Source organism: Thermomonas carbonis, from assembly GCF_014396975.1.
GTDB lineage: Bacteria > Pseudomonadota > Gammaproteobacteria > Xanthomonadales > Xanthomonadaceae > Thermomonas > Thermomonas carbonis.
On the sequence record NZ_CP060719.1, the window covers coordinates 129,821 to 142,425 of the forward strand.

General features: G+C 67.8%; 12 protein-coding genes. 8 read left to right on the forward strand and 4 right to left on the reverse strand.

Translation table 11 applies throughout. The features are described from left to right. Positions 1 to 600, reverse strand: coding sequence for a ubiquinol-cytochrome c reductase iron-sulfur subunit (gene petA, locus H9L16_RS00645; RefSeq protein ID WP_187552709.1), 600 nt, complete (start codon positions 598 to 600; stop codon positions 1 to 3). A 99-nt stretch (positions 601 to 699) separates the two neighbouring features. After that, positions 700 to 1,665: a lytic transglycosylase domain-containing protein gene (locus tag H9L16_RS00650; protein ID WP_187552710.1), complete on the reverse strand. Its 966-nt coding sequence runs from the start codon at positions 1,663 to 1,665 to the stop codon at positions 700 to 702. A 155-nt stretch (positions 1,666 to 1,820) separates the two neighbouring features. Between H9L16_RS00650 and miaB the strand changes: the two genes are divergently transcribed. Further along, positions 1,821 to 3,194 carry a tRNA (N6-isopentenyl adenosine(37)-C2)-methylthiotransferase MiaB gene (gene miaB / locus H9L16_RS00655; protein ID WP_187552711.1) on the forward strand — a complete coding sequence of 458 codons (1,374 nt, stop codon included), beginning with the start codon at positions 1,821 to 1,823 and terminating at the stop codon, positions 3,192 to 3,194. Next, a complete protein-coding gene (locus H9L16_RS00660; protein ID WP_187552712.1) occupies positions 3,194 to 3,397 on the forward strand; it encodes a hypothetical protein in 204 nt (67 codons plus the stop codon). The genes miaB and H9L16_RS00660 overlap by 1 nt, the downstream gene beginning before the upstream one ends. On the opposite strand, the gene H9L16_RS00665 is transcribed toward H9L16_RS00660, so the two are convergent. Continuing rightward, positions 3,380 to 5,065: an amidohydrolase gene (locus H9L16_RS00665; RefSeq protein ID WP_229796494.1), complete on the reverse strand. Its 1,686-nt coding sequence runs from the start codon at positions 5,063 to 5,065 to the stop codon at positions 3,380 to 3,382. The two genes, H9L16_RS00660 and H9L16_RS00665, sit on opposite strands and share 18 nt — an antisense overlap. A 103-nt stretch (positions 5,066 to 5,168) precedes the next feature. Between H9L16_RS00665 and H9L16_RS00670 the strand changes: the two genes are divergently transcribed. Genes H9L16_RS00670 through ybeY form a run of 3 tightly spaced genes read left to right on the forward strand, consistent with a single transcriptional unit; the run spans position 5,169 to position 7,568 of the window. Continuing rightward, complete coding sequence (locus H9L16_RS00670; protein ID WP_187552714.1) at positions 5,169 to 6,164, forward strand: PhoH family protein; 996 nt, start codon at positions 5,169 to 5,171, stop codon at positions 6,162 to 6,164. Between the two features lie 31 nt (positions 6,165 to 6,195). After that, a complete protein-coding gene (locus tag H9L16_RS00675) occupies positions 6,196 to 7,089 on the forward strand; it encodes a hypothetical protein (protein WP_187552715.1) in 894 nt (297 codons plus the stop codon). Then, entirely contained in the window at positions 7,086 to 7,568 is a 483-nt protein-coding gene (ybeY, locus tag H9L16_RS00680) for an rRNA maturation RNase YbeY (RefSeq protein ID WP_187552716.1), read from the forward strand. The genes H9L16_RS00675 and ybeY overlap by 4 nt, the downstream gene beginning before the upstream one ends. A gap of 18 nt (positions 7,569 to 7,586) precedes the next feature. Here ybeY and H9L16_RS00685 read toward each other — a convergent pair whose 3' ends face one another. Beyond that, positions 7,587 to 9,269, reverse strand: coding sequence for a tetratricopeptide repeat protein (locus tag H9L16_RS00685; RefSeq protein WP_187552717.1), 1,683 nt, complete (start codon positions 9,267 to 9,269; stop codon positions 7,587 to 7,589). A gap of 177 nt (positions 9,270 to 9,446) precedes the next feature. On the opposite strand from H9L16_RS00685, the gene H9L16_RS00690 reads away from it, so the two are divergent. The 3 genes from H9L16_RS00690 to corA are packed head-to-tail and all read left to right on the forward strand — an operon-like array spanning position 9,447 to position 12,604. Beyond that, complete coding sequence (locus H9L16_RS00690) at positions 9,447 to 10,325, forward strand: CorC family transporter (protein ID WP_187552718.1); 879 nt, start codon at positions 9,447 to 9,449, stop codon at positions 10,323 to 10,325. 34 nt (positions 10,326 to 10,359) lie between these two features. Further along, on the forward strand, positions 10,360 to 11,571 hold the full coding sequence (locus tag H9L16_RS00695; RefSeq protein WP_187552719.1) for a lipoprotein N-acyltransferase Lnb domain-containing protein: 1,212 nt from the start codon (positions 10,360 to 10,362) through the stop codon (positions 11,569 to 11,571). Between the two features lie 31 nt (positions 11,572 to 11,602). Further along, entirely contained in the window at positions 11,603 to 12,604 is a 1,002-nt protein-coding gene (gene corA, locus H9L16_RS00700; protein WP_187552720.1) for a magnesium/cobalt transporter CorA, read from the forward strand. Position 12,605: the final 1 nt, after the last annotated feature.

Consider the following 12,605-nt stretch of genomic DNA (forward strand, 5'->3'; position numbering starts at 1 on the left):
TTACGCGGCTCCCTGCGGATCAACGCCGATGACCACGGTGCTGTCGTTCTCGAAGTAGTACGGCGGTACGGGCAGGTTCGCCGGCGCCGGCTGCGCCTTGTACACGCGACCGGCGAGGTCGTAGCGCGACTTGTGGCAGGGGCAGAAATAGCCGCCCTTCCAGTCCGGGTCGAACGGCTGCGGCTTGACCTCCGGCAGGTGCTCCGGTGCGCAACCCAGGTGGGTGCACACGCCGACCAGCACGGAAATCTCCGGCTTGATCGAGCGCGAGGCGTTCTGCGCGTACTTCGGCTGCTGGTCGGCGTTGGCCGAACCCGGATCCGCAAGCAGGGAATCCAGTGACTTCATGGTGTCCAGCATCGCCTTGGAACGCTTGGCGATGAAGATCGGCTGGCCACGCCAGTTGATCACCATCTGCTGGCCTTCGACCAGAGCGCTGAGATCCTGGCTCACCGGCGCGCCGGCGAAACGGGCCCGCGCACTGGGGCTCCACGACTTGATGAAAGGCACCGCGGCGAACCCGGCTCCGACCGCACCGACCACTGCCGTGGTCGCGGTCAGGAACCTGCGCCGGCCGGTGTTGACCTCATGATTGGTCATCCCGCACTCCGAAAATAAGCAAATACACGGCTGCGGCGCCTGGCGACGCGCTGGCGCACGCTGGCCGGCCGCAAAAGACGGGGAAGTGTAACGGAACGCTTAACGAGCCGACAATCCGCCCTGCGCCGGCGCGGCCACGGGATTGGCCAGACCGCGGTAGCGATCGGCCAGCAGGCCGACTCGCTCCACGTAGCGCCGGGTCTCGCTGTAGGGCGGCACGCCGCCGTATTTGGCCACCGCGCCCGGCCCGGCGTTGTAGCCGGCCGCAGCCAAGGTCAGGTTGCCGTTGAAGCGCTTCAGCAGCATCGCCAGATAGCGCACCCCGCCGCCGATGTTCTGCACGGGATCGAATGCATCACTGACGCCGACCTCGCGGGCGGTGCCCGGCATCAGCTGCATCAGCCCCTGCGCGCCAACCCGCGACAGCGCGTTCGGGTTGAACGCGGATTCCGCATGAATGATCGCGCGGACGATGGACTCGTCGACCCCGTGCTCGCGCGCGGCGGCTGCGATCTCGGCCTGATACGCGGTGGTGTTCAGGCGCAGGGTGCGGAAATTGACCCCGGGCTTGGTCCCGCAGGCGTAGCAGGTTTCCATGTAGCTGTACTTGATCGTCCGCACCGAAGCCACCGCCATCCCGCGCGGGCGGGCGCTGCTGTAGGTGCGCACGCCGTCCTTGATGTACGAATACACTTGGCCGTGGACGCGGCGCGGTGCAGCCGGGGTGGAGGATGCCACCACGGGAGCAGCCGGTACGCGGGCTTCCGCCGCGGTTGGCACCGACATCCGGGCAGGCTGTGAAGCGGCCATCGTCGCCGGCGGCACGCCGCCGAGCGGCGGGGACTCGCTACTGCGGGACGACGTCCTGGATGGCGCAGCAACGGCCTTGGGCTTGGGCGCGCGCTGCGCCTTGTAGCTGCCGACCAGCTTGCAACTGGCACCGGCGACCTTCTTGTTCGCGTATGTGGTGACGCCATCGCTGCCCTCGCAGCGATAGACATTCCCCGCCAGTGCGGGCGCACCCAGCAACAACGTCGTGAACAGCAGCGCGGGCCAAGCCTTCATCGGCGCAGTCTCGCCCCTTCAATTTGCGATGACAAGTCCTTGATTTTCCTGAACGCGACAGCCCGCAGCGCGCGGCCAATGGCGACGTGCCGGGTGTTTGCTAAGCTCGCGCCCCCAACCCGGCCCGGATTAACCGCCGCGCCCCGGAGAACACCATGAGCCAGCCCGAACCGCAGGTCGCGGACGCGCCCGCCCGCAAGAAGCTGTTCATCGAGACCCACGGCTGCCAGATGAACGAGTACGACTCGGCGCGCATGGCCGATGTGCTGGCCGCGACTGACGGAATGGAATTGACCACGATCGCCGAAGAAGCCGACGTGATCCTGGTCAACACCTGCTCGATCCGCGAAAAAGCCCAGGAAAAGGTGTTCAGTCGGATCGGCCGCTGGAAGTCGCTCAACAAGAACGGCGAAAAGGTCCTGATCGGGGTGGGTGGCTGCGTGGCCAGTCAGGAGGGTGCCGCCATCGTCAAACGCGCGCCCTACGTCGACCTGGTGTTCGGGCCGCAGACCCTGCATCGGCTGCCGGACCTGATCCGCGAGCGCCGCAGCACCGGCCGGCCGCAGGTCGACATCAGCTTCCCGGAGATCGAGAAGTTCGACCGCATGCCGGAACCGCGCGCCGATGGGCCGTCGGCCTTCGTGTCGATCATGGAAGGCTGCAGCAAGTACTGCAGCTTCTGCGTGGTGCCCTACACCCGCGGCGAGGAAGTCAGCCGGCCGTTCGAGGACGTGCTGGTCGAAGTCGCGCAGCTCGCCGCGCAGGGTGTGCGCGAGGTCAACCTGCTCGGCCAGAACGTCAATGCCTATCGCGGGCCGTATGGGGATGGCGAGGTAGCCGACCTCGGCCTGCTGATCCGCACCATCGCCGAGATCGACGGCATCGGCCGGATCCGCTTCACCACCTCGCACCCGCTGGAGTTCAGCGATTCGCTGGTCGAGGCCTACCGCGACGTGCCCAAGCTGGCCAACTACCTGCATCTGCCGGTGCAGGCCGGCAGCGACCGCATCCTGGCGGCGATGAAGCGCGGCTACACCGCGATCGAGTTCAAGCAGAAGATCCGCAAGCTGCGCGCGGTGCGGCCGGACATTTCGATCAGTTCGGATTTCATCGTCGGCTTCCCCGGCGAGACCGACGCCGATTTCGACAAGACCATGAAACTGATCGAGGACGTCGGCTTCGACCAGAGTTACAGCTTCATCTATTCGCGTCGCCCGGGCACGCCGGCCGCGGATCTGCAGGACGACGTGAGCGATGCCGAGAAACACGCACGCCTGAATCGCCTGCAGCAACACATCAATGCGCACGCACTGGCGATCTCGCAGGCGATGATCGGCAGCGTGCAGACGGTGCTGGTGGAGGGCCCATCGAAGAAGGATCCGAACGAGCTCACCGGCAAGACCGAGAACATGCGCCCGGTGAATTTCGCCGGGCCGAAGCGACTGATCGGGCAGTTCGTCGATGTGGTGATCACCGAGGCGCTAAGCAATTCGTTGCGCGGCCGGGTGGCGACCGTCGACGCCACCTGATGGACTCGAAACGCCGCGCATGGCTGTCGCGGCATGCCCTGGGACTGTGGTTCCTGGGCATCGCCGCGATCGGCTTACTGCGCTGGTGGATGAAGACGGTACGCGATGGCGGATCCGCACACACGCCCGATGCCATGTTGTGGCTGGCCGGCTCGATCGCGATGGCCGCGATCGGACTGGTGGCCTTATGGCGCAGCCGCTGAGGCCTTGCCCGTCGCTTCGTACACCGGCTCGCCGTCGACATACGTGGCCAGCACGCGCAGCGCCCTGAGCGCCTCGCCCGGCACCGCCAGCGGATCCTCCGCCAGCACCAGGAAATCCGCGCGTTTGCCGGCTTGCAGGCTGCCCACTTCGGCCTCTGCGAAACCGGCATGGGCCGCATCCAGGGTGAAGCCGCGCAAGGCTTCATACGCGGTCAGTTTCTCGTTCGGATACCAGCCACCCACCGGCAAGCCGTCGGCATCTGCGCGGGTCACCGCTGACGCCAGGCCCAGCCGCGGATCGACGCGCTCCACCGGGAAATCGGAACCGAGTGCGAGGCGCGCGCCGCTGTCGCGCAGTTGCCGCCAGGCGTAGGCGCCGACGATGCGCTCCGGCCCGACGCGATCCTGCGCCCAGGGCATGTCGCTGGTCGCGTGGGTCGGCTGCATCGAGGCGATCACGTGCAGGCCGGCAAGCCGCGGCAGGTCCTGCGGCGCCAGCACCTGCGCGTGCTCGATGCGCCAGCGGTGGTCGCCGGCGGCGTCCGCGCCGAGCGCCTTGGCATAGACATCCAGCGTCTCGCGATTGCCGCGGTCGCCGATCGCATGCGTTGCCGCCTGCACGCCGCAACGTTTCGCCTTCGCTGTCGCGGCCGCCAGTTGCGCCGGCGACATCACCATCAATCCGCGGTTGCCGTGGTCGTCGCTGTAGTCCTCCAGCATCGCCGCGCCGCGACTGCCCAGCGCGCCATCGGCATACAGCTTCACCGCGCGCATCTGCAGGCGACCGGACGCATGTCGATAGAGTCCATTGCGGCACAGCGATTCCAATGCCTCACCGTCGCCATCCGCCATCGCGGTGATCCGCAGCGGCAGTTGTCCGCGGTCGGCCAGGCGCTGGAAGCGACGCAGTTCGGCCAGGCTGACGCCGGCATCGTGCACGCCGGTCAGGCCCTGCGAGGCGGCGGCGCGCATGGCGGTGCGCAAGGCGTGTTCGATGGTCGTTTCGGACATCGGTGGACGCGCCTGTTCGAGCAGCAGCATGGCGTTGTCGATGAACAGGCCGGTCGGCTCGCCGGCGGCATCGCGGTCGATGCGCCCGCCATCGGGTTGCCAGGCACCAGCCAGGCTGCGACGCACCGCACGCATCGCCGCGCTGTTGGCCCAGCCGGCATGACCATCGACCCGCGACAACCACACCGGGCGATCCGGGAACGCGGCATCGAGGTCGGCAGCGCTCGGGAACACTTTTTCCGGCCAGTCGTTCTGGTCCCAACCGCCGCCGATCAACCACTCGCCGGGCTTGAGCGTCTTCGCATGCGTGCGCAGGCGCTGCAGGATCTCCACCTTGTCGCGCGTCCCGACCAGGTCCGCGGTGATCATCGCCAGCCCCAGGCCACCAACGTGCGCGTGCGCATCGATCAGTCCCGGCACCAGCGTCGCCTTGCCCAGATCCTGGCGACGCGCCTGCGGGTAGCGCTTCGCCAACGCATCGACATCACCCACCGCCAGGATGCGTCCGTCCTTGTCGTAGGCCATCGCCGACGCCACCGGCTTCGCCACGTCCATCGTGTGGATGCGCGCGGCGGTGACCAGGGTCACCCGGTCGTCGGCAATGACCTGTCCCGCCGCCAGCAGCATCGCCGGCACCACCCATGCAAGCTTGCGCATCCCCATTCCCCTTGCGTTACGAAGCGTGGACATTGGCGCAAGCGCTGGCGGCAGGCAAGCCGCGTTGCGACACCATCACCCATGGCGCGCTACCCTTTGCGGCATGCAGACACAACACGATTTCACCCTGGAACCCGACGACATCGAACGCTTGGCCAACATGAGCGGCCCGTTCGATGCCCACCTGCGCTTGATCGAACTGCGACTGGGCGTGGAGATCGCCAATCGCGGCAACGTATTCCGCGTCGAGGGACGCAATGCGGATGTCGTGGCGCGCGCCGAACGCCTGCTGCGGCAGTTGTACGACGATGCCGCCGGCGAGGCGCTGGACGAACACGCCATCCACCTGCGCCTGGGCGCATTCGCCGATGCCGATGATGGCGCGTCCGCAGCGTCGAGCAACGCGCATGCGTCGCAGGAAATCGCCGTGCGGGTCAAGCGCGGCACCCTGCGCGGGCGCGGCGCCAACCAGCAGAAATACCTGCAGGCGATCGCCAGCCACGACATCAACTTCGGCGTGGGCCCGGCCGGTACCGGCAAGACCTTCCTCGCGGTGGCGATGGCGGTGGATGCGCTCAACCAGTCGCGCGTGCAGCGGGTGATCCTGGTGCGCCCCGCAGTGGAAGCCGGCGAGAAGCTCGGCTTCCTCCCCGGAGACTTGACCCAGAAAGTCGATCCCTACCTGCGTCCGCTGTACGACGCGCTCTACGAGATGCTCGGCGTGGAGAAAGTCGCGCGGCTGCTGGAGAAAAACGTCATCGAGATCGCCCCGCTCGCGTACATGCGCGGGCGCACGCTCAACGACGCCTTCGTGATCCTCGACGAAGCGCAGAACACCACCATCGAGCAGATGAAGATGTTCCTGACCCGGCTGGGCTTCGGCAGCACCGCGGTGATCACCGGGGACATGACCCAGACCGACCTGCCCAAGCACGTGAAGTCCGGCCTGCGCGATGCCACCGAGGTACTGCGTGGCGTGGACGGCGTCAGCTTCACCTTCTTCGAGTCCCGCGACGTGGTCCGGCATCCGCTGGTGGCGCGCATCGTCAATGCCTACGAGGCCCGCGATGCGCGCGATGCGGCGAGCGGGCCGGCGTAGACTGCGGCCTCACGCACCGCGCGGCGACCACATGCACACGATTTCCCCACGCACGTTCATCGCCATCGCGCTGGCACTCGGGTTCGCGTTGCCTGCGCATGCGGGAAAACCCGATGCGCCCGCGGCCGCCGATGCAGCAGAACGCCCGCTCATCGAAACCAGCTACCTGATCGCACCGGAGCGGATCGGCGACTTCGTGCTGGAAGGCAGCCGTTACGACGACAAGAACAAATACGCCGGTGCCGGATTCCGCTACGCGTTGAAAGACCATCAGGAAACCCGTTTCGACGTGTTCGTCTATCCGTCCGGGCGCGCGCCGCAGGCGGAAGCGACCGCTTCTGGCATGGTCGATTTCCGCGGCAGCCTCGAACATGCCCGGCAGGCAGGCCATGTGCGCGACCTGCAATTCCTGTCCGACGAGGATTTCCCGCTGGAAGCGCCAGAGCCCGCCAAGCCGGCTGCCGCTTCCGATGCCAAGCTCGATGCGGCGTTGCTGCAGGCGATCGCGTCGACGAACACCGTTGGCAAGCGCTTGCGCATGCACAACACGATGGTCAACGGCGGATTCCCGATGGCCTCGAACGGCTATCTGTTCCATCGACAGTTGTATTTCTTCAAGGTGCGGGCATCGGCCGCGCGCGACCGCATCGACCAGGCCGCGTTCGATGCGCTGACTGACCTTGCGGCGCGCACGCTGGTGCCGGCGATCGAAGTGGCGAATGTGGGCGGTTGCGCGAACGCGGACATCGTCATCGACACCGACGCCAATCCCGACGGGATGGCCGCGGCCCTGGTCCGTCGCGCGGCCGAGATCCAGGGCGAGAACTGCTTCAAGGACGCAGCCAGCGCCAAGCTCGACGAGAAATCGGAAGGCGCTCGCGTCGTGCGCATCGACTTCAACGCCAGCGAGTGGAAATCCCGATGACCAAGGGCCCCATCCGCCTGGATGTCGCCGTGGGTTACGCCGCGCCGCGCGCGGGGATTCCCGCGGCGGTGAGTTTCCGCAAGTGGGTGGCGGCGGCACTGGCCGGGCGCATCCGCGAGGCCGACCTGGCGATCCGCATCGTCGACGAGAAGGAAGGCCGCTCGCTCAACCACCATTACCGCGGCAAGGACTACGCCACCAACGTGCTCAGCTTCCCGGCGGAATTGCCGGAAGGGCTGCCGGAAGGCGTGAAGCTGCCGCTGCTCGGCGACCTGGTGTTGTGCGCGCCGGTGATCGCGCGCGAGGCGCAGGAACAGGGCAAGCCGCTGGCCGCGCATTACGCGCACCTGACCGTGCACGGTGCCCTGCACCTGCTGGGCTGGGACCACGAGGACGCGCGCGAGGCCGAGGCGATGGAACAGCTGGAACGCGAGATCCTGGCCGGCATGGGCCTGCCCGATCCCTATCTGGAATCCTGAGCCCGGCGTTGCCTGCGGTCAGGGCGTGTTGCCGCCCGCGGGCTTGGCCAGCGGCGCTTTCGCCGTCTCCTGCACCAGGTCGAGCTCGCGCAGCAGGGCGATGAAGCGCGGGTCTTCCGCATAGCGCGACACGAACGGCATGTAGCGGATCTCCACGATCCCGGGATCGCCGGCGTCGCGGGCCGCTTCCAGCCATTTGAACATCGCCGCTTCGTCGTCGCGCTGCGCGTAGATGCCAGCGATCTGGGTCGCCGCGCCCTCCGGGTTGTCGCGGATCAGCCGCTGCAATTCCGCATCGGACAGGTCGCGCTGGCCATTCGCCCAATGCGCCATCGCCAGCGCATACGCCTTCCACAACGGATCCGGTTCCTGTTGGGCGATGGCGATCGCTTCGGGGGCGCGGTTCTGCTGGAACATCGCGAGCGCCTGGAATGCACGCACCACCGAGAGGTCGGGCCGCAACGTCAACGCCTGCCCGAGCACGTGTTCCGCTTCGGCGTAATCGTTCATGCCCAGGTAGATGCCGCCCAGGTTGTACAGCGCCGTGGCCGACAACGGGTTCAGCCGCAGCGCGCGTCGCAGGGTGGCCGCCGCGTCCTCCAGCCGGCCGAATGCGGTCTGGCGGATCGCCAGACTGTGCAGCAACGAGGCATCCCGCGGACTCAGCGCCAGCGCGCGCTCGGTCTCGGCCAATGCACCGGCCTGGTCCAGCGCGATGCTGCCCAGCCACGCCGCATTGGCCGCATGCGCCTCGGCGCTATCGGGTGCGAGCCGAAGCGCGGTGGCGGCCTCGCGGCGGGCCTTCTCGCCGGCTTCGCGGACATCGCCGGCCTGCACCGGGAACCGCGTGGCCAGCTGGATGCGCGCCAGCGCCAGCCGTGCATGCGCATATCCGTAAGCGGCATCGAGACCGATCGCGCGCTCGTAGTCGGCAATCGCGGCCGTGACGCTGTCCGCATCGCCGCCCTTCAGGGCCGCATCGCCAGCGAGCAGCGCCTCGTAGGCTGCCAGGTCACCGCCCGGTGGCCGCTGGTCTTGCTCGCCCTGCGGTGCAGGCAGGCGCTTGACCTTCAACGCCGAGCCGATCGCCGCAGCCATCTCGTCCTGCACCTTGAACAACTCGGCGTACGGGCGCTGGTAGCGGTTGAACCAGACCGTGCTGCCATCGGCGACGCTGACCAGCGCGGCATCGATGCGTAGCGTCTCGCCCTCGCGGCTGGCAGTGCCTCGCAGCAGATGTGTGGCACCCAGTGCCTTGCCGAGCGTTGCCGGCAACGATTTCGGATCGCGTTGCTGGAAGGACGATTCCGGGCTGGTCACCGCGACCCCGTCGAATTGCGCCAGCGCGCCGACCAGCTGCGCGGACAGGCCATCGTTGAACGCCTGGCCGACATCGCTGCCGCCCTTGAGCGCATCGACCAGGTGTTGGGATGAATCCTCGGCAGCGGCCGGTGTGGCGGTATCGCTCGCTTCCAGCGCCAGCGGCAGCACCGCGATGACGATGGCAGGCAACTGGTCGGTGGTTGCGGCGACCGGCTCTGGCGATGCCGCCGGCACTGCCTCCCCCGGTTTCGGCTTCCCGGCCAGTCCGAAGGCGACGTATCCGCCGACCAGCACGGCCAGCACCCCCGCGGCGACGGCCAACTTCACCCACGGCTTGCGCGGTTCCGGCTTGATCAGAAGGCCGTCGTCTCTTGCCAAGCTGCACCCCGTGCATGGCCGGCGCGATGCCGGCTCCCCGTTGCCAGTGTCCGCAATGGCCCGTGGCCACGCAACCGGACGGGCAGCCTATGCCGCCGCCCGGCGCACGCGATTCACCGCCATGCCGCGCCGATTCGCTAGACTCGCCGGGTACACCCACAGGCAACCCCGCGCACCATGTCCGAGGACGACAGTCGGCAAGACGCCGATTCCGCTGAACGCAGCGGCGACAAACCACGCCGCTCCTGGCTGGACCGCATCAGCGCCGCCCTGTCGGGCGAGCCCACCACCCGCGAGGACCTCGTCGAGTTGCTGCGCGATGTGCAGGCCGACGGCCTGATCGCCGCCGACACCCTGCGGATGATGGAGGGTGCCATCGCGGTGGCCGACCTCACCGTCGGCGACGTGATGGTCTCCCGCGCGCAGATGGTCGCGCTGCCGGCCGACGGCAAGTTCCTAGACCTGATGAAACAGGTGGTCGAATCCGGCCACTCGCGCTTTCCGGTGCATGGCGAGGACAAGGACGAGATCCTGGGCATCCTGCTGGCCAAGGACCTTCTGCGCGGCGTGGTTGCCGACAACGGCCCCGGCACCATCCGCGAACTGCTGCGCCCGGCGGTGCTGATCCCCGAATCGAAGAAACTCAACGTCTTGCTGCGCGAGTTCCGCCAGTCGCGCAACCACATGGCCATCGTCATCGACGAATACGGCGGCGTGGCCGGACTGGTGACCATCGAGGACGTGCTGGAGCAGATCGTCGGCGACATCGACGACGAGCACGACGAGGCCGAGGACGATTCGCAGTTGATCGCGGCGCAGGACGACGGCCAGTTCGTGGTCGATGCGCTGACCCCGATCGACGACTTCAACGAGCGCTTCGGCGCCGATTTCGACGACGACGAATACGACACCATCGGCGGCCTGGTCACCGATGCCGTCGGCCACCTGCCCGAAGTCGGCGAGGAATTGGCCCTGGGCCGCTTCGGCTTCCGGGTGGCGCGTGCGGACGCGCGACGCTTGCTGACCCTGCACGTGACCGTGCATGCGGATCACTGAGCGCCTTGCCCCTTCCCCTGCTCGCAGGGGAGCGATGGGGTGGGGTCTGCTGTTCGCGCTGCTGCTAGCGCTTTTCATGGGCGGTGCCCAAGCGCAATCGCCCACACCCGATCAACAACCCGCGCCGCGCATCGGCGTGGTCACCATGGGGCCCGGCGAGGTCTTCTGGGAACGCTTCGGCCACAACGCCATCGTGGTCGATGACGGCGCGGCCGCCGGGCCGACCAGCTACAACTTCGGATTCTTCGACCTGGCCGAAGACGGCTTCATCGGCCGCTTCGTGCGCGGCGAGATGCAATACATGCTGGTGGCGCTGCCGCTGGAGGAAGACCTGCACTACTACCGCGAGGTCGGCCGCGGCGCGACCCTGCAGTGGCTGGATCTGGATCCCGCACAGGCCCGTGCGCTGGCTGACGCACTCGCGGAGAACGCGAAACCCGAGAACGCCCGCTACCGCTACGACTACTACACCGACAACTGCGCCACCCGCGTGCGCGACGCGATCGATCGCGCGCTGGGCGGGCAGTTGCGCCGACAACTTGAAGTGCGTTCGAGCGGCGATACCTACCGCGGCGAATCGGTGCGGCTGGCCTCGCCGGCTGCGTGGATGCGGGTCGGTTTCGACCTGGCTCTGGGCCCAGTCGCCGACCGGCCGCTGACCCGCTGGCAGCAAGCGTTCCTGCCGCGCCGACTGGCCGACGACCTCGGCGAAGCCAAGCGTGCCGATGGGCGTCCGCTGGTCGCATCGGCGATCGAACTGCTTCCACAACGGCAGGCCGCGGAGCCGATCGGCCGTGCGCCGCGGTTGTGGCCGTGGCTGCTGGCCGGTGCATTCGCAGGCATCGCAGTGCTGTGGCTGGCCGGCCGGCGTCCGCGCCTGCTGGCGGGATTCGCGGCGGGATTCTGGCTGACCTGCGGGTTGCTGGGGCTGGTGCTGTTGCTGAGCTGGATCTTCACCGAGCATCGCGCGCTGTGGGCCAACCGCAACCTGCTGCTGCTGAATCCGCTGTGCCTGCTGCTGTTGCCCGGTGCCTGGTCGCTGCTGCGCGGGCGCTCGCCATCGATGCGCTTCCGCAACGTGCTCATCGTGGTCGCGGTGCTGGCGGCATTGGCCTGCGTGCCGCTGTGGCTGCAGGTACTGCCGCAGCGCAACGGCCACTGGATCGCACTGCTGCTGCCGATCCATGCCGCATTCGCCTGGGCCTGGTCACGTCCGCGCGCACCTGATCGCAATCGCACGGGTTGATGGCGACGCCGGTGGCGTGCAGGATGCCGCGATGGATGCCGACACCCGAATCGCCCTGCCCGACTGCGTGGTCAACTGCGCGGCGTACGACCGCAGCGGCCGCCGCCGCGACATCGGCCTGGACGCGATCAGCGACGTGCTGGCGGTCGACGATGGCAGCTTCGTCTGGGTCGGCCTGTACGAACCCGAGGCCTCGCTGCTCGACAAGCTGCAGGAGGAATTCAACCTGCACGATCTCGCCATCGAGGATGCCCAGAACGCGCACCAGCGGCCCAAGCTGGAGAGCTACGGCAATTCGCTGTTCATCGCCGCCCACACCGCGCAGCGCGTGGATGGCCACGTGCGCTTCGGCGAGACCCACCTGTTCGTCGGCCCGCGCTTCCTGGTCACGGTGCGCCACGGTGCCTCGCTGAGCTTCGCCTCGGTGCGCCAGCGACTGGAGCGCGAGCCGGACATGCTGGCGCAGGGGCCGAGCGCCGCCTTGCACGCGGTGCTGGATTTCATCGTCGACAACTACCAGCCGATCGTCTCCGACTTCGAACAGGAACTGGATGCGCTGGAACACGAGGTGTTCGCCGAGAGCTACCGGCGCGGCACCATCCGCCGGCTGTACGAACTGCGCAAGGAACTCACCCAGATGCGCATGGCGGTGGCGCCGATGCAGGACATCCTGTCGCAGCTGATGCGCAACCCCGGCCTCGCCATTCCGGATGAAGTGAAGCCGTATTTCCGCGACGTGCTCGACCATGCCGCGCGGGTCGGCGACACCATCGACACCCTGCGCGAAATGGTGACGGCGGCGATGAACGTGAACCTGTCGCTGGTCACCGTGGCGCAGGGCGAAGTGGTCAAACGCCTGGCCGGCTGGGCCGGCCTGCTGGCCGCACCGACCCTGATCACCAGCTGGTACGGCATGAACTTCGAGCACATGCCGGAACTGCACGGGCGCTACAGCTACTGGATCCTGATCGGCGGCGTGGCGCTGTTCTGCATCGGCCTGTACAGCTACCTGCGCAAGGTGCGCTGGCTCTGAC